The following is a 21,107-nucleotide window of genomic DNA, read 5'->3' on the forward strand; positions in this document are numbered from 1 at the left end:
CTAAGCCTCCTCCGCTTTGACTGCATCATCGCTATCTAGCCACTCTAACCCTTCACAAATATATTTAGGCACGACCCAATCTGTTGTTTTAATAGAATACTCAATGGCAAAATTGGCCTTGCTATCTTTTCCTATATCCTTAGCCCTTTCAAAAACGCGACGCTCCAACTCTACCCCTTCTAAATCATGTAAACCGAATAGGTTTACATTGGCCAAAATAAAAGCATCTTCAAAGCTACGTCCGCATAGAGCTTTTTCATCTTCGTCGATCTGAAATGCTAATCTCCGACATCCTGAAACTTTGGAGTTCTCTTCTTTGGCACTAATATCATCTAAACTTGCATACCCTTTCATACCAAACCAATTTGACAGGCCTGCATTACTTGAATGTGTACCTTCATTCACACAGGAAGCCGGATATGTTGCTCTCTTCTCACCCTCGGTCTTCTTTACTGAATCTAAATCAGTAATGAACAATGTCTTAAGTTCAAGAAAGTCAATGAATTTATAAAAATGATGAGCATATGCGCCGCCCACCTCGACTACAGACATATACTTTCTGCGCAAACCGCACTGTTTCAAATCATCCACTTTTTTGATCATCTCGGGCAGAAGAATTCTTTCAGTAGCGCCTTCAATAAGAATCGCCCTATCCGCGAAATAAAGATCACATTTTGTCAGTGTTAAGTACTTGTGCAAAAATTCCTTGTCTTCCTTGACATCTTCGCTGCCAAACGCTTCTCCCAAGTCTTTTACCTTAGTTTCTTTTCCACTCTTAGATAAAAAGTAACGCACTTTGCTAAAATCTACTTCATTGGCAATATGGGAAGAGTGCGTGCTGACCACAAACTGAACTGGCCACAACTTTCCATCGTTAAGTTGTTTTTGAAACTCTCCGACTATTTCCTCAAGCTGCCGAATGAATACTTCCTGCATTTGTGGGTGAAGGTGCGCTTCCGGTTCTTCAATGAAGATTAAATGCCCTTTCGGAGGAGTAGGCTGGGACTGAAACTCTCTAAAGTACTCATAGATGCGAAAGAGAATAAAAATCAAATTTCGGATACCTAAACCATTGTAGGTTTCAGGCAGAGTAAAGTGGTCATCGCCTTCGTAAAACACTCTGGTATTACTCTCCAGAAGTGACTTTACATTCAACTCCGTAGCTGCACTTAAGTTTGGATCTTTCAAGCCTAGATATCCAAATATATTCAGTGTTGGTAAAAGCGATTTAACTTTCCCTTGAAAATCAGTATCGACTTTTTCTTGCAGTTCTTCTACAACTTTATTGATCTCTTCAGACTTAGCTTTAAATGCCTCAGGCGCTCCAGTGCTGTTAGCACTTTTAAAAATATTTCCCAATGATTTACCAAGAACATCTCGCTCACTATGAGTTTCATCATCAAGTCCGCGTTGAGCGTTTATCAAACCTGACAATATCAATCGGTTAAATGCTGAAAACTCCAGCCTGACTTTATTGCCAGAATTAGTAGGTTCAATGGCATATATAGCGGTTTCGAAATGCTGATTGATAAGGTTTCTTAATTCAGAAAAATATTTCTTACGATTAGCGATATCTAAATCCTGAAAAAATTCCTTAATCTTTCCACCTTTTAACTGATAGGAAACCAATACACAGGTTTCGAATAATGTATCGTCGAGGTCAACTATGAAATCACCTAAAGATCCAAAGTCGTGCTCGTCATCCTTGTAATCGATTCGCAGTTCTAACTCTATCGTTGGTATTAGAGGACGAATCTCTTCATCTTCTCGGTTAGCTTTATAGGCATTTAAAGCCTCATTAAAACCAGCTAAGCATGACTGATTAAAATCCTCATAACGGACTTTAACTCCAGCCGGATTTAAAAAGCTTCGAAATATTTCAGCAAGAGAAGTTTTGCCCGTATTATTACGCCCAACAATAAGGGTTGCTCTGTCATCTAGAGTCAAGCTGACATCTTTTAACAGTCTGTAGTTTTTTATACGGGCGCTTTTTATTTTCATTCTTTTTCCTTAAAACGAGTGAGATGGAGTTCCTGAGATTCCAAAAAACATAATGCTAAATTAAGATATACACAACGAACCACCCAACCTAAACCTCTGCGCTATAAACACTAAACTTGCTTAAAGTGAAAGTACCAAGCGTTGTGACCCACTTTCAAATTTCTGTTAACTAGTGAAACTCACCATGAGCACTTTATCGATGCTACTCATCGGCACAAAGTCTGGGTAACCAATTTCAATTCTTGGTACCACTTTTAGTGAATATGCTTTTCCTGCTCCCAGGCAGTCCATAATTGCAGGTTTGAGTATGCATCTTTCGATAGAACTAGCACAGCCATTGCAGCATGCTCTCGAGCAATATTTGTAGGAATACACTTAAACAAGTGCTGATATACTTTCTTGTCGTCTAAATTGCGATAATCAAAAAACGACACGCAAGATCGTAAACGAAAGAAACCGTTTGAATTTCCAAACACTGAACTTCGAGAGCCATCTAAATTGGCAAGCAGCCCCCCAGAAGACAATATCGATTTATAATTTTCCAGAGTTGTGGCGTGAAAAACCAACCCGCTCATTTTACTAGCAAAGTCTTCAAAATCATCGATTTTCAAATTACGAACTAGCACTTTATTCCCTCTAGAGAAACCTCATTCCCCATCAAAATGGGGAGGTAAACACCCCACAACGGCCAAAATCACTTACTTCCCAGAATACCAACACAAAACCAGGTGGTAAACAAAAGGTTAAATTTAATGTGTGGTGCTCAAAGCTATGTCCTAGCTCAACTGCACAGGGCAAAGTTTTGAGAAAAATTAGCCGATCACAACGGACCCACACTGAACAAACCCATTTCCTTTTGTGCAAGCTACTCCAGAAGCAACACATGGGCGTTAAATCGATACCCCACTTTATACCCCTAAAATGATGAAGCTTTAGCAAATTTCAGACACAAAAAAACCCTAACATCAAACTGTTAGGGTTTTCTAAAGCGTTTAGTGCTTAAGGGCTGATGTTTATTACATCATACCGCCCATATAGAGCTTAAGATTTTGTTTTCATTGAATTATCAACACGGGAGAAAGTAGTGACACCCCACCTTATACCCCTAGAGTGAAATAAAAACTAAATTTATTTATTTTTCATGTGGTTATATATATCAACAGAACTTCTATTGATACCAAACTGGTATATACCAGAGTGATAATTTACACTTTTTTCGTTGCACATTAGGTCTGAGCCAAATATTAGTTAACAATCGACTTTGTATTTTTTGGTTCTTTAGTTGAATATGTTAAAGAGAGTACTTAACGTGTCGATAACAAGTTTATAGATTGAAACATACAAGGAAAAAAGTATGAAAATTGGTACACAAGGTGGTAACTTGATACAACCAGCCGCTTCTCTCGCCAATAAAGAGCAAGCGTCACCACAAAGCAATAAAGCTGAACTGTCAAATAAACTAGGCATGCTTGCTGACGTCTATCATAAAAACTCAGTCAAAGATCCTACACCAACTTATGATCGACCCCTTTCAATATCATCTAACGATGAAGTTGTAACAAAAACGGTAGATGAGGCGCTGGATGATATCGCACTCGCAACCGTTCACCTATACACACCAGGCGGAGAGCTTTCTCAATCAGTTGAGCGAATGACTAAGCAATACGAAGGTATTATGTCTGAGCTGAATGAACAGCACCCACAGCTTGCAAATAAAGACTGGGGCATTTCGATAACGGAATCTGGCGAATTACAAGTTACGGGCTCTTTAACCGAAGATGAACGCACGTTGGTAGAACAAACACTCAATAGCAACGATGAGTTTGTTACCGCTGCAAATGACTTTAAGTCTAGCTATTTAAAGTATATTGATATGGAAGTACGTGGCTGGGCAAGGTATGACGTTAACGAAGAAAATTTCTCACAAGTTTTTGATCTTAAAGATATGCTAGACAGTTCAAAGGCCAATGATGAGTTTAAAAGTGCATGGGGTTATGAAAGTAACTGGATGAAGTTACACGATAATATTTCTGCGCAACTGAGTAGTAAAGCAAGTAAATACTAAGAGACAAAGGACTTCTAAACAACATAGAAGCCCTCATATTGTTATGATGGGTTACTAGAGATTAGATCTTGATCACAAATGTGACCGAAGTAAACATAAGGTACATTGTCACCGCCAATACCGATGGTATCTAATCTACCTTTCTCATCAAAACCTCTGTTTGTTGGAATGTCTATGCGCCATAGGCCCACTTCAACATCAGAGCGCCATTCATTTTTATAGCCAAAACTATATTCTGTGTGCTCAATGCCAGTGGCATTTGGATTACAAGCACCTAGGTTGATTTGCTCTGAGATGGCTCCGTTACCATCCGAGTTTACTTTGTAAGTTGTCAAAGTGTTCTGAGGATCATTGGCATTCTTAATAAAGGTAAATTGTGCGATAGCTCCTTCAATTGGTGCGCCCGTAGTATCTTTAAGTACCAATGACCAATTTAACTTTCTATATGCTTGCGTTGTAAGATATGGGCCTAAGTAGTGTCTTGCCGAATATGGAATACGATTAACGTTACTCTCGCCCGTAATAACATGATTACTAAACGATGCGACTATAGACGCAATATTTAGCGTATAGCTATTTTCTGGGTTAGCTGGTAATGCTTTATTTGCGCTGACTCTTAAATTAATCGACTGGTTTTCTTGTAAGTTAGAAATAATTTGATAGGTATTAAGTGTTACGGGTACCCAGCCGCTATTATAAATTTCAACTACGTATTCATCACTTAAACCATCAAAAAAACTCAGTGATAAATCTTGTCCTCTAACCGCAGTAAATTGGTAGTAATCAACATCGTTAATGCTGTCCATATTACCAACTATCGAATTCTGCCTGTCTGGTAGTACTGTTGATAAAGCCACAGTGTCGTTAAACTCGTAGGAATCAAGGTTGTTAGCAACTGCCGCACCGAAGTTATATGCAGCACCGTCTGATTCTATAACTTCCATAAACCAGTAGTAGTGCCCAGGCTCCGTAAGAGCTAAAACAACCTCGTCTTGGTTATCGGGATTTGCTGAGCTACCAATGGCTGTAAACGTATTATCAGGATTATGTTTGATAATACTTAAGTTAACATTCGTTCCTTGAGACTGACCGACCAACAAAGCCGTAGTTTTACTTCTTTCAGTAATTTCAAAGTGGTAACAAATATTATCACCAGCGTTAGAATTGCTAAGTGTATATAGGTTACCTGTAGAAAGTGTTGGACACTGCGGTGTAATCGCCTCAACAGTTTCAGACTGAATAGTCGCGCCAGTAAAGCGTTTAGTTTGCTTGGCTATAACAGGGGTGTTTAAATCGTTATTTATAAATTTTTTAACCTGCCCAGCATTTTCCAAATCGTGGTCAATGGCAAGAGTATGCGTTGAAGCTAGAATTGAGAAAAGAGAAAGCGAAAGTGCATGTTTTTTCATATTTAATTTCCTTATTGAATTTACATTGCGTCACTAAAGTAAACATAAATTTAAACATTTGCAATTGTTTGTTTTTTAACTATTGGCGTTCGTTTTATATTAGATCTTGTTGAGCTTAAGTAACTTATGTAGGAAGAAGAGCACGGTAGAAAGCAGCGGCCCCATATAGTGCCGCGCCTAGACACTAGTCACTTAATTTGAACTTCTTTTTAAAGAGACATATGAGAGTTAAATCGATACTCCACTTTATACCTCTAGAGCAAACAGAAAATAAACTTATTATTTTTCATGATGTTATCTATATCTCCTGTTAAGGAAAGAGGACATATCGGTCACAGTCTGTGCAATTAAACACAAATGTTTGATAATCTTACACTTTGCAAGTAAACCTAGTTAACTTTGCAATAAAAAGTAAATTGAAAACCTTTACATAGTATGTTTTTTGATCAACATTGTATATTTTATACCTTTGACAGCGATGTCAAAATAATATATTTCGATACAACATGAGAAACTAACATATGCAAAAAATACATCTTCACTCTATTTGTAGTGCGCTGTTGCTCAGCATAAGCACTCAAGTTTCAGCAATAAAAACAATTGACTTGGCTCAATATCGCCAACTATTGCCAACTCATAACGGCAATGTGGATTACCGCATTTTGCTTGCCGACAAAATAACCGTGAATTACCACTGTGAGATCATAGAAACTCCCGATGGAGGATATGATATTGATAGAGAAGGTTGCAATAAACCAGGTCAGTTTTACCACATTGATTGGTATGCTGAGTTTCCAAACGAGATAAACCTAAGCGTACGAGGTATTCCATCCTCAAATACTATTACCGAACACAAGCTGTGGGCACTCGCTTTTGCCCATGCCAGTGCATCGAGCCGTGTACAAATGCAATACGGCTTAAAAAAGGGCACTAATGGTACGTTTGATTTATCCCAACCGTTCGCGACTGGTGAACTATTCGGTGACTATTTTGAACGACAAATGAATCCAAACTACTTTGTATCAAAAGGTCTACAAGAAAGCTCCCTTGGTAAGGACCTACCTAGTGGTGTTGAAGAAGATGATGGCGTACTACAAATCGAATACCCTGGCAGTGCTTGGTCAGAATTGCAGGGCGTTGTTGGAGGCGGGTTCCCTATTCCGTTTAAAAACCTTGACCCAAAAACGGTATTAAGCTCACATACGGGACCGGCTCGCAATATACTCGGTTCATCTTTGAGCAGTGGTTTTTACAACGGCTCTGCGCTAGCAATAGTAAGTGGCTCATTACCTTGGAACCAAGGCTCTGACTCTTCTCAAGATTCAATGCATCTCTTTTTACAGCAATCTAAAGATCCTGACGCACTATCTATGCTTATGTCTTTTATGTACAACCGAGGGCCTTATGCTGCAAAAGATCAAGTACTACGCTCACAGGAAGTTTTTGATCACTGCGTGGAAATCGAACAAGATTTAGAAGACGATTGGACTTGCTTCCACAAGCAAAATGACTTCGGTGCCCGCTATATTAGACAGATCCCTGATGTGACCAATACGCTTTCTCAAGCCGCGCGCCAAGGAAGCCACTATGAAGCACAACTAAGTTGGGATGATATCAACAACTACTTAGAACTATTGCAAAATTATGGCTTTTACTCACAAAAGAACATAGATAACGCTAAGTCTGCTGCTAAGGCCGTTTTTGATAACATAAGTACCAATAGTTTAATCTCATATCAAAGCCAATTCGGTAAAGTCTTAGAACGTATTATTATTAGCCTACCAATTTACGAATTAGGCGAAGGCGGCCCCTACGATGAACAGGGTAAAAAACAGTTCTACCTTTACAATGAGACACAAAAAACTGTACTTGTTGTCGCCAACAATGAAGCTGGCCAATCCGATGTGAATGAATTTGTCTTGTCAAAAAATAAAATTGCTGTTGATATCAAAGGCCAATTCATTCAATTTAATACCAGTGATGGAACATTAAACTGTATAAATGAAGCGAATGATGCGCTTGCAACACTCAAAGCGAGTATTGATGAAAGCTATGTGTCATTAAGTGCTCAACTAAAGTTTAGTATGACTGACAATCAACAATGTCTGTTTGAGCAAGGACCACATACCCCACCACCTCCAGTAAAAGATGGCTATTGGGATCCTAGCCAACTATATGACCAACCCGGTAACACCGTTATAGACGCACTCGACTGCCATGAATATAGCAATGAGTGGTACATTGTTGGGGGACCAGCTCCGAGTAAAGCCTTCGCCGAGGACCCGTGGGGAGTATGGAGACGAATCTCACAACGCCCGAACGCAACCTGTTTGAGCGATAAGTCTTAATTTACGAATAAAAAAGCGCTTGCGACGTTATTGTAAGCGCTTTGCACCCATCACTGATTGGATTGTGACATAAAGCAATTAGATTGGGTTGGATTGGATTTAATACCATTCATATCGAAAATACGGCCACATGTTTCGTTGTGGGTGTGTCTACTTCCCTGACACTAGGCGTTAAAAGAAACTAACGTAAAACCTTACAGCGCACTTTTTACGGCTCTAGAAACAACACATGAGCGTTAAATCGATACCCCAGTTTATATCCCTAAAATGATGAAGCTTTAGCAAATTTCAGGCACAAAAAACCCTAACATCAAAATGTTAGGGTTTTTCTAAAGCGTGTAGTGCTTAGGAGCTGATGTTGTCGGGTAAGGAGCAACCATTACTGGTTACCCCTCCCCTAAGAACCGTACGTGCGAGTTTCCCCGCATACGGCTCAAGCCTTTATAAGTCAGTACCTAAGTACAGACCGGCGATCAACCGTTTGTTATATAAAGTGCAATTATGGTTGTAACTATTATTCCCAATATCCCAACTGAGATATTTAGAGCTGACAGTCTATTGGGCAGCGTCCATTCTGATCCTTTCTTACCAAAGTTCTCACAAGCCGAAATGCCTTTCATCGTGATTTGTACTTTACTAAAGATAACTCCATTATCATGGCTTTGTTCCTGACCTTGTATATATCCTTCAGAAATAAGCTGTGACATTAATGTCGCCTTTTTAATATCAAAGTCACAATAAAAGCCGTAAGTTTCGTCTTGCTCTTTAACTAGATTTAAAAGCTCAAAATGATCACTGTTCATAAGTGCAACCTTATACTGGTTAAATTTAGACCTATTATACCATGAAAAAAGCCATAAGTACTCGGACCTAAATTGAGTGCAATTGCCTATGACAATTAGGGTGTAACATCACTAAGTTACTCAAGTCATCTGAGCCGCCTTTTACCCTTTCCACAATATGATGGATATTCCATCCTGTTTCTTTGGTAATTTTATGACGGCACATCGCACAGCATTGCTGCTGCCTGAGCCAAAGCGTTAGCACTTTCCTTTTACCCTGCATTGATTCTCGCCAAGCTCGCTCTAAGCGCTGCTCGAAGTATTCCTCAAATGCTAAGTCATAAGGGTTGGCTTCTGCTTTTATCTTAGTATGTCGCTTTATCACCACATCGTTACATGAGAACAGGCGAAGTATTTTCGACTCCTCCCACTCACCAGAAAATACCCAGTTGCGTTTGCCCACTGTTTTAAAGTATTTAGCCTTAACCCAGTGTAAGCGACGATTTTTATGTCGCCGTCGGCACCACTTCCAAAGCATTTTCCAAACCCGATAATCAACATAATTAAAGGTTTCTTTGGCAACGATATGTCTGTGATAGTTTGCCCAACCTCTAAGTACAGGGTTGAGCATGTGTATCAACAAACCAGCCGTCACCGTTTTATTGCCGCTAATTATGTTTCTGACTTTATGGAGAAACGTTCGCAGGTTCTTTCGGCTTGGCTTAATCAAAAGCTTGCCTTTGTACTTGCGTAAGTTTTGCCCCAAAAAGTCAAACCCTTCGTCAATATGGGTTATCACCGTTTTTTCCGGCGATAGCGTCAGCCCTCTCTCAGCCATAAAGGCTTCTACGAGAGGTTTTACTTCATTTTCCAGCAACTCTTGTGAGATACCAGTAATAATGAAGTCATCTGCATATCGCACGTAATTGACCTTGGTCTTATAGCTGGCTTTAGTGTTCTTCTTCCCAAAATGAGATTCGAGCACCGTTTCCAAACCATCAAGCGCCATATTGGCCAACACGGGAGAAATAATTCCCCCTTGCGGTGTCCCTGCTTCAGTCGGGTTCAATTTACCGGATTCCATGTAACCGGCTTTCAGCCATTTTCCGAGTACTCGTTTATCCAATGGAATATTGGCGAGTAACCAGTCATGACTGATGTTATCGAAGCACCCTTTAATATCCCCCTCTAGCACCCATTTGGCAGAATGCTTGCGACTGAGATTCACAAAGCATTGCTCAATCGCATCTGCCGTTGAGCGCATCGGGCGAAAGCCATAGCTATTTCTATCGGCGGTGGTTTCCGACACAGGCTCTAAGGCCAGCAGGTATAATGCCTGCATGGCTCTATCGAGCATGGTTGGTATTCCGAGCGGTCGACGCTTGCCGTTCGCTTTTGGAATATAAACCCGCCTCAACGGTTTGGGCTTATAGCCCTTACGCGTTAGCCGAAACAACGCTAGCCATTTACTCTCAGGTGTACTCCATAACTCCCCATCGACACCAGCAGTCCTTTTGCCTCGATTTTCAGTTACCCGTTTAACCGCCAATGCCTTGGCAGCAAACGAGCGCACCAACATGCGTTGTAGGGCTTTCACCTTGCGCCACTGTTGCTGCTTCGTCGCCTTCGCGATCCGTACTTGTAGCCCTCTCACCTTGCGCTCAACCGAATACCAATCAATGGTATGCCAGCTGTTTGTTAGGTGGGAGAACGCAGGTACATCGAACTTTCGTTCCGTACTCATCTTGCTTTCCTCCATAACCACAAAATGGAGAAAAGCCAAGCCCTTACGGGGATAGCTAATCCCCGCTTGGGTTAATTTGTTAGATGGCTTTACACGCCTTCACACGATTAAAGACCAGTCTGAATTTGGCACCCTTTCGAGTTAGGGCAAAGTTAGAACCCCTATCCGAATCATTACAGTTCAGCATTCGCTTGGTCAGACATCCTTTACCCGCTTATCCAACAGCGCTCCTTACGGATTGCCTGCCTGTGTTGCTGTTACCAGCAATTAGGCGAATAATCGGGCTTACCGAGTTCCATTGTAGTTACACGAGCAACGTAGGTTCTGTCTATCTACCGGTGGTCATAAGACGGCGTAATCCCAGATGTAAAAGGATTAACCGACCACGTACCTTTTGGTCAGAGCGCATCAACAATATTTCGCTCTTTGCGGTTGACGGTATTTATCAACAGTTCACTTACGTTAACCATATTGCCCAGCCTAGCCCCCAGCCAGCTCATTGTTAGCCAACTATGCCCACTCTCACGAGTTAAGACACCGTTTACACAGGGGTACATTGTCAGGAAGCTTTGCACCATGGGGTTACCCTCATCGCACTATCCCTAGGCTACTGTTAGCCGTATAACAGGTCTCGCTACCGAAATGCCGAAGCAAAGCGGTGAGACAATAACTACAACAGCTTACGCCGGAGATCGCTCCAGCAGCAAAATTCCAATAAGTCGTGCCAGCAGTGGCAAGCAGACGGGAGTATCCTCGAAGGTTAAAATTGTCGGCAGGCTTACGCCGCCGTTCTTTTTCCCTTTCGCACAAAAGACTATGCTTCTAGATACCTACGTGTTGAGGGCAGCGCAGACATTAACACTTTGCGCCCATTTTCTTTATGCTGACCGACAATAACGATCAGGCGAACATTCTCTTTCGAGAATGCCGTTGATCGGATTGTGCGATCCGACCAACGGATTTCGACTACTAATTTTTGCAGGTGGGTGAGCAAGTACATAAGTACTTGCTTACGGTGTAGCCTGCTAGGTTAGCGACCTACGCGACTCTCGTCGCACTACATCATGCCGCCCATACCACCCATACCGCCCATGCCGCCCATATCTGGAGCAGCTGGTGCGTCTTCTTTAGGTAGTTCAGCAACCATTGCTTCAGTGGTGATCATTAGACCTGCAACTGATGCTGCAAATTGTAGTGCAGAACGTGTTACTTTAGTTGGGTCAAGGATACCCATCTCGATCATGTCGTTGTATTCGCCGTTCGCAGCGTTGTAACCATAGTTACCTTCACCTGCTTTAACGTTGTTTACAACGACCGATGCTTCGTCACCTGCGTTTGATACGATTTGACGAAGTGGCGCTTCCATCGCACGAAGTGCTACTTTAATACCGTGGTTCTGGTCTTCGTTGTCACCTAATAAGTCAACAAGCTTGTTTGCTACACGTACAAGTGCAACACCACCACCCGGTACTACGCCTTCTTCAACCGCTGCGCGAGTTGCGTGTAGTGCATCTTCTACGCGGTCTTTCTTCTCTTTCATTTCAACTTCTGTTGCTGCACCTACTTTGATAACAGCTACACCGCCTGCAAGTTTAGCCATGCGCTCTTGTAGCTTCTCTTTGTCGTAGTCTGAAGTTGCTTCTTCGATTTGTGCTTTGATTTGTGCAACACGGCCATCAATGCCTTCTTGCTCACCAGCACCGTCGATAATAGTTGTATCGTCTTTGGTGATCACAACGCGCTTCGCTGTACCTAAGTCTTCAACAGTTGCTTTTTCAAGCTCTAGGCCGATTTCTTCAGAGATAACCGTACCGCCAGTTAGAATTGCGATATCTTGTAGCATCGCTTTACGACGGTCGCCAAAACCTGGAGCCTTAACCGCAGCAACTTTAACGATACCACGCATATTGTTTACGACTAACGTTGCCAGTGCTTCACCTTCTAGGTCTTCAGCAATGATAAGTAGTGGCTTGCTGGTTTTTGCTACCGCTTCTAACGTCGGTAGTAACTCACGAATGTTAGAGATTTTCTTATCAACTAATAGGATGTGTGGGTTATCTAGCTCAACCGCACCTTTTTCAGCATTGTTGATGAAATAAGGTGATAGGTAACCGCGGTCAAACTGCATACCCTCAACAACGTCTAATTCGTTTTCTAACGACTGACCTTCTTCTACTGTGATAACACCAGACTCGCGGCCTACTTTTTCCATTGCGTTTGCAATGATGTCACCGATCTCAACGTCTGAGTTTGCAGAAATAGTACCTACTTGAGCAATCGCTTTTGTGTCTGCACATGGAACCGATAGTTCTTTAAGCTCAGCAACTGCTGCCGCAACCGCTTTGTCGATACCACGCTTAAGGTCCATTGGGTTCATGCCAGCGGCAACCGCTTTTAGACCTTCGTTTACGATAGACTGTGCTAGTACTGTCGCAGTTGTTGTACCGTCACCCGCTGCATCGTTTGCTTTAGACGCTACTTCTTTAACCATTTGTGCGCCCATGTTTTCAAACTTGTCTTCAAGTTCGATCTCTTTAGCCACTGAAACACCATCTTTGGTGATAACAGGTGCGCCAAATGATTTGTCTAAAACAACATTACGACCTTTAGGGCCAAGAGTAACACGTACTGCGTTTGCTAAAATGTTTACACCTGCTAGCATCTTAGTGCGAGCATCGTTTGCAAATAAAACTTCTTTTGCTGCCATGATTATAAATTCCTATTAAATTTGGTTAATTTGAAAAGTGAAAAGTAGGATTAGCCTACAATGCCCAAAATGTTATCTTCACGCATGATCAGGTACTCTTGACCTTCGATCTTTTCAGTTTTTTCAACGTAAGAGCCAAATAGCACGGTGTCACCTGCTTTTACTTCAAGCGCTCTTACTTCACCATTGTCTAGCACGCGGCCATTACCTACAGCGATAACTTCACCACGAGTTGACTTTTCTGCGGCAGAGCCAGTTAATACAATACCGCCAGCAGATTTTGTTTCTTCTTCAAGACGCTTGATGATTACGCGATCATGTAAAGGACGAATGTTCATTTGTTATGTTCTCCTAACAGTTTCTGAACAACTACAGAAAAATTCTTTAAAACTAAGTTGCCATCATTTATGGGGATGGCACTTTTAAAACCCAAGTCAAAAAACTAAAATTTTTTAATCTTTTCGCTCGTACTCACCTTCAATGGTGTTCGATGAGTGATGGGAGGGCTGCTTTGAGCTTTGTTCGTTATGCTCGAACGGCTGTGCCTGCTCATGCTCTGTGTTGGCATGTTGTGATTGCTGCATCGTCATGTGCATTTTAACGGTCATCTGCTTCATCAATGCACTCGCCAATTTTGAGCGAATGGCAGGCGTTAATAACATAAAGCCGAGCGCATCGGTCATGATCCCTGGTGTCATGAGTAATACACCGGCGATGATCACACACAACCCTGTAAACAGTTCGCTGGCCGGCATCTGACCACGCGCCATTTGACCTTGCACATTACTATACGCACTCAAGCCCTGTTGTTTTACCAGCTTTGCACCAAGAATTGCGGTTAAGATCACCAACGCAATCGTCGCAAACCCTCCGATGATGTCACTCACTTGAATAAGCAGCGCAATTTCAATGATCGGCACCACAATAAACAGTACAAATAAAATCCGAAACATACTTTCTCCTAAATTAATGAAACTTAAATATGGGTGACTCGGTCTCATTTCAAGCACAAACGACCCCACACGGCTAAGTTAGGTATTTTTGCTTTCATCTATAGACACTTGGGATAGCTGATAGTTTGAGCTACTATGGCGAAAGTTCATATTTTTGTTGAAAGGAATTGAGCATGGCTCCCCATTACAAACTGGTTTTGACCACCTGTGAAAACCAAGATGACGCTCACCAACTTGCCAAACAGCTGATTGCTCAAAAGCTGGCTGCCTGTGTGAATATTTTGCCAGGCGTCGAGTCGGTGTATATGTGGCAGAACGAGATTGTGCAACAAACCGAAACTAAACTGTTTATAAAAACCAAAGCAGACAAAATAAGTAAAATGATCCAACTCATCAAAGAGTTGCATAGCTATGAAGTACCGGAAATTCAGGTACTAGATGTCAATGCGGGGAATCTTGCTTATTTTCACTGGATGGACGAGGTATTGAATTAATGCGCGCGCTGTTATTTGTTTTTTCACTTTTGTGGCTGTTACCAGCACAGGCCAACAATGATGTTCTCAATAGCTTGCTGGCCCCAAAACAAGATACCTTCTTGCCGGTCAATGAGGCATTTAAATTCGATTTTGATCAGCAGGGCAATATTTTGTTCACTGGTTGGGATATTGCACCGGGCTATTACCTCTATAAAAAGAAGCTTGAGATAATCGCAAAAAATGCCGACATCAAAGTGGGAGAATATACCGAAGGGGTAGAAATAGAGGATGAATTTTTTGGTAAAACCCAAGTGTATTTTGATTCGTTCTCTGTGGTATCCAAGCTTAGCAATATTGGCGACGATGCGGTGGTAAAAATCCGCTATCAAGGCTGCGCCGAAGCTGGATTATGTTATCCCCCTGAAGTCATCACGATTCCGTTATCACCGCTGGCGATGGCTGATGGCAGCACAGCAAGCGCCGATAGCGCAACCACAGCACCTCCAGTCGCAGACCAAACGCCATCCTCAGACAAAGAGTTATCATTTACCGAGCGCCTTGCCAGCCAAAGTTTGTTAACGAATTTAGCCATTTTCTTTATGGTGGGTGTGGGTCTTGCGTTTACTCCGTGTGTTTTTCCAATGTTCCCGATCCTTTCTAGTCTCATCGCTGGACAAAAAGGATTATCGACCAAGCGGGCTTTTTCTTTGTCATTTGTATATGTACAAGGTATGGCGGTCACTTATGCATTGCTTGGGCTTGTTGTAGCCGCTTTAGGCGGGCAAGTACAAGGTTACCTGCAACACCCAGCGGTATTGATTAGTTTTAGTTTATTGTTTGTATTGCTGGCGATGGCCATGTTTGGTTGGTATGAAATTAAACTGCCCAGCGGCATGATGAATCGACTCACGGCCATCAGCAATCAACAACAAGGTGGTAACTATCTGGGCGTGTTTTCTATGGGTGTGCTATCAGGTTTAATCGCGTCACCATGTACCACAGCACCGCTGTCAGCCGCTTTGCTTTATGTCGCTCAAAGTGGTGACTATTTTATCGGTGGCATTACACTCTACTCGCTCAGCTTAGGCATGGGTTTACCACTATTACTATTGGGTACATCCGGTGGCAAGTTGCTGCCCAAAGCCGGCGCATGGATGGAGCAAGTAAAAACGCTGTTTGGTTTCATTATGCTCGTGGTGCCTCTGATACTGTTAGAGCGCATTGTTGAATTTGACATTATCTTATGGCTTGCCAGCGGCTTAATGCTTGCGACGGCTCTTTATTTACATCACTGGCAAAGCCAACAAAGCAGTGGGGTGCTAAAAACCTTGCTGTGGGGTGTCGCTTCTGTGTTGTTAGTCAGTGCCTTGCTGGTAGGCAAAAACCTCATTTGGCCGAGCAAAACAATTAATGTAACACAAGCGCAGTCAGCACAAGGCGAGAAAAAATTTCAGCTCGTCGCAGATTTAAGCGCTTTGAGAGAGGCCATTGAACAGGCCAACGACAACGGTCAAATTGCCATCGTTGACCTATACGCAGACTGGTGTGTTGCCTGCAAAGAGTTTGAGAAGTACACCTTCTTTGAGCCTCAAGTACAGCAGCAATTCAAACACTTTGCGCTACTGAAGCTAGATTTAACCGAAAGTAACGACAAGAGCGTGGAGATAATGAAAGAGTTCAACGTCTTTGGGCTACCCACCATGTTGTTCTTTGATGGACAAGGTAATGAACTGCCAGATCTACGCGTTACCGGTTTTATGGGCCCTGAGCCATTTGCAAAACACCTAGAAAAGGTGCGTGCCAACGTACAATAACCCTACAACTTCACCCGCTGGTCATGTTTGACCAGCGCTTCCCCCTCTGATTAGACCAGTATTTTGCTGCTATTTACCGCGAAATATCTATAATACACAGCTAAAGTGAGAAAAAGTTGCTATTTTAGTCTGAACAGCTTAAGTTATTTATTAACTTATACAAAAAATCACGTTAATTTCAATTTGAGAGGTTTTCACGGATTATGACTGCAAATTTGAAGATTTTAGTCTTAAATGGGCCAAACCTTAATATGCTTGGTCACCGTGAGCCACAGACTTATGGCACGCTCACACTTGATGAGCTAATGACCAGAGTAGACAAACACGCTCAGCAACTTGGCGTAACGCTTTCTCATTTGCAAAGTAACAGTGAGGCTGAACTGATCAGCACCATACACGATGCGTGGCAAAAAATTGATGCCATTATCATCAACCCCGCAGCATTTACACACACCAGTGTCGCGCTGCGAGACGCGCTTTTAAGCGTCAACATACCTTTTTATGAAGTGCATATTAGTAACGTATATGCACGAGAGCCGTTTCGCCATAAATCGTATTTTTCTGATGTGGCGCAAGGGGTGATATGTGGATTAGGCGCAATTGGCTATGAAGCTGCTTTAACGGCGGCCGTCAGCAAATTGCACAACAGAAATAACGCAAATTAACTAACAGGCGGGTCATTATGGATATTCGCAAGATCAAGAAACTTATCGAATTAGTAGAAGAATCAGGTATTGCTGAATTAGAAATCACTGAAGGTGAAGAATCAGTACGCATTAATCGTTACAGCAACGCACCTGTGATGGCACAGCCACAACAGTTTGCAGCAGCGCCTGCACCAGCAGCGGCACCAGCGCCAGCAGCAGCTCCTGCTGAAGCAACACCTGCGGCTCCAGCGGCACCTGCTGGCCATCAAGTGTTATCTCCTATGGTTGGTACTTTCTACGCGGCCGCTTCTCCTGAAGCACCAGCATACGTAGAAGTCGGTTCTAAAGTAAGCGTTGGCGATACACTATGTATCGTTGAAGCAATGAAAATGATGAACCAAATTGAAGCTGACAAAGCTGGTGTAGTGAAAGCAATTCTTGTTGAAAATGGCGAGCCAGTTGAATTCGACCAGCCACTATTCATTATCGAATAATTACGCAATAAGAAGGCAAACGCTATGTTAGATAAAGTAGTCATTGCGAACCGAGGTGAAATTGCACTTCGCGTATTGCGTGCCTGCAAGGAGCTTGGGATCAAAACGGTGGCTGTACACTCAACCGCTGACCGCGATCTTAAGCATGTACTTCTTGCGGATGAAACCATTTGTATCGGTAAACCAGCAGCGTCTGAAAGTTACTTAGACATTCCACGCATTATTGCAGCAGCAGAAGTAACTGATGCGGTTGCTATTCACCCAGGTTACGGATTCTTATCAGAAAACGCTGATTTTGCTGACCAAGTTGAGCAAAGTGGCTTTGTATTCATCGGCCCTCGTGGTGACACCATTCGCTTAATGGGTGACAAAGTGTCAGCCATCGAAGCGATGCGCAAAGCGGGCGTACCGTGTGTACCAGGTTCTGATGGCCCATTAACGGACGACAAAGAACGCAACACACAAATCGCTAAACGTATCGGCTACCCTGTGATCATCAAAGCCGCAGGTGGCGGTGGTGGTCGTGGTATGCGTGTGGTAAGAAGCGAGGCTGAGCTAAATAACTCAATCGCCTTAACACAGCAAGAAGCTAAGCAGTTCTTTGGTAATGGCATGGTTTACATGGAAAAATTCCTTGAAAACCCACGTCACATCGAAGTTCAAGTCCTTGCCGATGGCCAAGGTAATGCGATTCACTTAGGTGAGCGTGACTGTTCAATGCAGCGCCGTCACCAAAAAGTTGTTGAAGAGGCGCCAGCACCAGGTATTACCGCTGAAATGCGCAAGTTTATCGGTGATCGCTGTACTCGTGCATGTATCGAAATCGGCTACCGTGGCGCGGGGACTTTTGAGTTCTTGTATGAAAATGGCGAGTTCTATTTCATTGAAATGAACACCCGTATTCAGGTTGAGCACCCTGTTACCGAAATGGTTACAGGTGTAGACTTGATCAAAGAGCAACTAAAGATTGCCGCAGGCCAACCGCTTTCTATTACACAGGATGACGTGGTGATCCGAGGTCATGCTATCGAATGTCGTATCAATGCTGAAGACCCTGATACTTTTATTCCGTCACCGGGTAAGATCACACGTTTCCATCCTGCTGGCGGTTTAGGTATTCGTTGGGATAGCCATATTTATGCTGATTACACTGTACCACCTCATTACGATTCAATGATTGGTAAGTTGATCACATATGGTGAAAATCGCGACGTAGCGATTGCACGTGCGCGCAATGCACTCAATGAGCTAGTCATCGACGGTATCAAAACCAATACGCCGCTACACAAGAAGATCTTAGCGGATGAAAACTTCCAAAGTGGTGGCACAAACATTCACTACTTAGAGAAGAAACTTGGTTTATAAGTGTTGATGATTTGAAAAGCCGGCCAATGCCGGCTTTTTCTTTTGTTTTCAAAAAAGACACAACCCAGATTGGTCTAAATTTAATCATTTGATTTACAGATAGTTAAATTTATGGCTTTTGCTAGTGACAAGGCTTTTAAAAGTTTTTATACTGCAACCCGCTTACCGACATTGGTAAGTCTATTTTACCTGCACCCTAAGCAGGCACAAAAATGGCCCCTTAGCTCAGTTGGTTAGAGCACACGACTCATAATCGTTAGGTCCCCAGTTCGAGTCTGGGAGGGGCCACCATTTTATTAGCAAGTCATCTCTTATAACTCCACATATTACAAACAATCTCTTTCCCCTTGCTGTTTCTATCGTATTAGCGTCAAAAAGTATGTGACGAAAGGCTAAAAATATATGCTCGAAGATTACTGATTAAAGAAGGCATATATCGTTAGGTATCATGAATTAACTCAAAATGATGGGATAAAAGTTAATGGAACTAATAAAGTACTTAAATGAATTCTTCATCACCAAATCAGAACTGCTTACTCAATCACAAGTGAGTGAACAAGTGCTTGCACACTATCAAGAAACTGGCGTAATGCCACAATGCTCATATAAGTTGAAACTAGCACTTGAGAGTAATTCATTTTTTGGATTACATGAAGACACTCAAGAAATTGAGTACTACGCAAAAGGCTACTTTGCTTGGTTGGGTATTGTACAATCGCTTGAAGACAAAGAAAAAATATACTCTGTGTTTTCTAAACGCTATAGAAAAGCACTCGAACAATTAAAAAGTCAGGGATTCACATCTACCAATGTGAAATTAAATGCTGATGTTCAATCACATATTGAGCAAGAGTGGGTACACTTTCTCGATGGGGTTTACGGCCTTTGCACTAAATCAGGCTTACCCGAACATATTGCAGCAAAGGAACTTGCGATCGCCCAAATTAACGAGCTTTCAGAGCTTGAGTCACCAACTGCATCGCAGCTCTCCCAGCTAAAGCGCGCAATAGATCTACTTGATGAGTCAAGTACGCTGTTTGCACCCCATGAAAGAGCAAAGAGTTCTCGACACCGTTTGATTGATGAAATGAAGCGTAAATACCAATTTTGACGCCTTACGCTACACATATCCCATATCGAGGTAAAATAATATCCACTATATTCAGTCGATGCTGCTTCGCAGCATCATGAAATAGCTTCCAGTTTGAGGTTAAGAACGCCTGTGTAAAGGTGTATTCATCTTCGTCCTTATCAATCAACGTAGTGCCTAATGCTTCATGCTTCCAAGAACCTGCGCCTTTTGCGATATAGGACAGCTGGTATGGCCCAAGTGAGAACTCATCGTTGGCGATTGCTTCAATCCACAAAGCAAGCCTCTGCTGGCCAGCATCCATATTAAAGTCGGTAAAACATTTGGCTATTTGTGCTTTGAGTAATTCATTCAAGCCCGTTGGCTGCTGATTAAGGTAAATTTGATAGACTTTACATAGCTCATCAGCAGCTTCTAAAAAATCAACGGGATTGTTACGCTCTACAACTTCTCCCATTCCATTGGTGTAGCTCGAATGCTGATGTGGTAAGTCAGGATTTGATAACGCCTGACCATGCCCCAAACTGGGAATGTCATCCTGAAGCATCCCCATAAAGTAGTCTGTGATCCTTTTGGTCCAATGCTTATCTATTTGGCCATTGTGATCTTTAATATCATCGACCTTATTGACTTTATGCTGTATTCCCGCAAATCCCTTGTGCCCCCAAGTATCAATAAATACATGTGATGTGATCCCCAGTAAATGCAATGCATAAGGCTTGTGTTGATGAGCTATACACTCATTCACCATATCGCGGGCAACATAGGAATTAGGCTTACATACTAGCTTATGAACAAAACGACCTGATGGGTTGCTGCCCGCCGGCAGCCCACTGTTACCTGGCAAAAAGTGAAATGGGATCCACACTTGTTGGTTCTTTAGGCTTTGGATATTTCTATAGTCCAGCATCTTGTGGGCTGTTGCAATACGTTGATATGCAGCACCATTATTGAATTTGATGTGGCCTTCGTTAGTCGCGTCGTCAACGTATTGCGAAGCATGCGCGATGATATTTGCCTGTTCGTTACTAAAGCCTGCGGCACGGGCTACAACCCAAGTCATGCCTAGGTGAAGGTCAATCTGCATAGTGATCCTTTAAAATATGCTGATGTAACCTTAAGGTTATATCAACATAAGCAATAATACCTGTCTCTCATTCGCTGTATTATTCATTAACTTTCACTATTTCTACAGGTCACTTTTTGCAGAGC

17 protein-coding genes and 1 tRNA gene are annotated in these 21,107 nt (G+C 42.4%); 9 read left to right on the forward strand and 9 right to left on the reverse strand.

The window, feature by feature from the left end:
- A complete protein-coding gene (locus tag BET10_RS14550; RefSeq protein ID WP_070986325.1) occupies positions 1 to 2,001 on the reverse strand; it encodes an ATP-dependent nuclease in 2,001 nt (666 codons plus the stop codon).
- A 254-nt stretch (positions 2,002 to 2,255) separates the two neighbouring features.
- Entirely contained in the window at positions 2,256 to 2,627 is a 372-nt protein-coding gene (locus tag BET10_RS21685; RefSeq protein WP_205987542.1) for a hypothetical protein, read from the reverse strand.
- Positions 2,628 to 3,355: 728 nt separating this feature from the next.
- Between BET10_RS21685 and BET10_RS14560 the strand changes: the two genes are divergently transcribed.
- Positions 3,356 to 4,066 carry a hypothetical protein gene (locus BET10_RS14560; RefSeq protein ID WP_070986326.1) on the forward strand — a complete coding sequence of 237 codons (711 nt, stop codon included), beginning with the start codon at positions 3,356 to 3,358 and terminating at the stop codon, positions 4,064 to 4,066.
- Positions 4,067 to 4,107: 41 nt separating this feature from the next.
- Here the strand turns inward: BET10_RS14560 and BET10_RS14565 are convergent, their stop codons facing one another.
- Positions 4,108 to 5,475 (reverse strand): hypothetical protein, encoded by a 1,368-nt coding sequence (locus tag BET10_RS14565; protein WP_070986327.1) that lies wholly within the window; start codon positions 5,473 to 5,475, stop codon positions 4,108 to 4,110.
- Between the two features lie 521 nt (positions 5,476 to 5,996).
- Here BET10_RS14565 and BET10_RS14570 point away from each other — a divergent pair.
- Complete coding sequence (locus BET10_RS14570; RefSeq protein ID WP_070986328.1) at positions 5,997 to 7,823, forward strand: hypothetical protein; 1,827 nt, start codon at positions 5,997 to 5,999, stop codon at positions 7,821 to 7,823.
- Between the two features lie 473 nt (positions 7,824 to 8,296).
- On the opposite strand, the gene BET10_RS14575 is transcribed toward BET10_RS14570, so the two are convergent.
- The 5 genes from BET10_RS14575 to BET10_RS14605 all read right to left on the reverse strand — a co-directional run bounded on the left by BET10_RS14575 (position 8,297) and on the right by BET10_RS14605 (position 14,009).
- Entirely contained in the window at positions 8,297 to 8,626 is a 330-nt protein-coding gene (locus tag BET10_RS14575) for a hypothetical protein (RefSeq protein ID WP_070986329.1), read from the reverse strand.
- Positions 8,627 to 8,693: 67 nt separating this feature from the next.
- Positions 8,694 to 10,349 carry a group II intron reverse transcriptase/maturase gene (gene ltrA, locus BET10_RS14580; protein ID WP_070986330.1) on the reverse strand — a complete coding sequence of 552 codons (1,656 nt, stop codon included), beginning with the start codon at positions 10,347 to 10,349 and terminating at the stop codon, positions 8,694 to 8,696.
- Between the two features lie 1,057 nt (positions 10,350 to 11,406).
- A complete protein-coding gene (gene groL / locus BET10_RS14595) occupies positions 11,407 to 13,056 on the reverse strand; it encodes a chaperonin GroEL (RefSeq protein ID WP_070986333.1) in 1,650 nt (549 codons plus the stop codon).
- A 50-nt stretch (positions 13,057 to 13,106) separates the two neighbouring features.
- Positions 13,107 to 13,394, reverse strand: a complete 288-nt coding sequence (locus tag BET10_RS14600) for a co-chaperone GroES (protein WP_070986334.1) — start codon at positions 13,392 to 13,394, stop codon at positions 13,107 to 13,109.
- Positions 13,395 to 13,508: 114 nt separating this feature from the next.
- On the reverse strand, positions 13,509 to 14,009 hold the full coding sequence (locus tag BET10_RS14605; RefSeq protein ID WP_070986335.1) for an FxsA family protein: 501 nt from the start codon (positions 14,007 to 14,009) through the stop codon (positions 13,509 to 13,511).
- A 173-nt stretch (positions 14,010 to 14,182) separates the two neighbouring features.
- Between BET10_RS14605 and cutA the strand changes: the two genes are divergently transcribed.
- The 7 genes from cutA (at position 14,183) to BET10_RS14640 (ending at position 19,916) form a co-directional block, all read left to right on the forward strand.
- Positions 14,183 to 14,503: a divalent-cation tolerance protein CutA gene (cutA, locus tag BET10_RS14610; RefSeq protein ID WP_070986336.1), complete on the forward strand. Its 321-nt coding sequence runs from the start codon at positions 14,183 to 14,185 to the stop codon at positions 14,501 to 14,503.
- Positions 14,503 to 16,299, forward strand: coding sequence for a protein-disulfide reductase DsbD (locus BET10_RS14615; RefSeq protein WP_070986337.1), 1,797 nt, complete (start codon positions 14,503 to 14,505; stop codon positions 16,297 to 16,299). The genes cutA and BET10_RS14615 overlap by 1 nt, the downstream gene beginning before the upstream one ends.
- Before the next feature lie 203 nt (positions 16,300 to 16,502).
- Complete coding sequence (gene aroQ, locus BET10_RS14620; protein WP_070986338.1) at positions 16,503 to 16,964, forward strand: type II 3-dehydroquinate dehydratase; 462 nt, start codon at positions 16,503 to 16,505, stop codon at positions 16,962 to 16,964.
- A 17-nt stretch (positions 16,965 to 16,981) separates the two neighbouring features.
- On the forward strand, positions 16,982 to 17,440 hold the full coding sequence (accB, locus tag BET10_RS14625; RefSeq protein ID WP_070986339.1) for an acetyl-CoA carboxylase biotin carboxyl carrier protein: 459 nt from the start codon (positions 16,982 to 16,984) through the stop codon (positions 17,438 to 17,440).
- A gap of 24 nt (positions 17,441 to 17,464) precedes the next feature.
- Complete coding sequence (gene accC, locus BET10_RS14630) at positions 17,465 to 18,805, forward strand: acetyl-CoA carboxylase biotin carboxylase subunit (RefSeq protein ID WP_070986340.1); 1,341 nt, start codon at positions 17,465 to 17,467, stop codon at positions 18,803 to 18,805.
- Positions 18,806 to 19,019: 214 nt separating this feature from the next.
- Positions 19,020 to 19,096 (forward strand) — tRNA-Ile (locus BET10_RS14635).
- Between the two features lie 190 nt (positions 19,097 to 19,286).
- Entirely contained in the window at positions 19,287 to 19,916 is a 630-nt protein-coding gene (locus tag BET10_RS14640; protein WP_070986341.1) for a DUF6058 family natural product biosynthesis protein, read from the forward strand.
- A gap of 4 nt (positions 19,917 to 19,920) precedes the next feature.
- Here BET10_RS14640 and BET10_RS14645 read toward each other — a convergent pair whose 3' ends face one another.
- Complete coding sequence (locus BET10_RS14645) at positions 19,921 to 20,982, reverse strand: DUF6765 family protein (RefSeq protein ID WP_070986342.1); 1,062 nt, start codon at positions 20,980 to 20,982, stop codon at positions 19,921 to 19,923.
- Positions 20,983 to 21,107 lie beyond the last annotated feature (125 nt).

Source organism: Pseudoalteromonas amylolytica (assembly GCF_001854605.1).
Taxonomy (GTDB): domain Bacteria; phylum Pseudomonadota; class Gammaproteobacteria; order Enterobacterales; family Alteromonadaceae; genus Pseudoalteromonas; species Pseudoalteromonas amylolytica.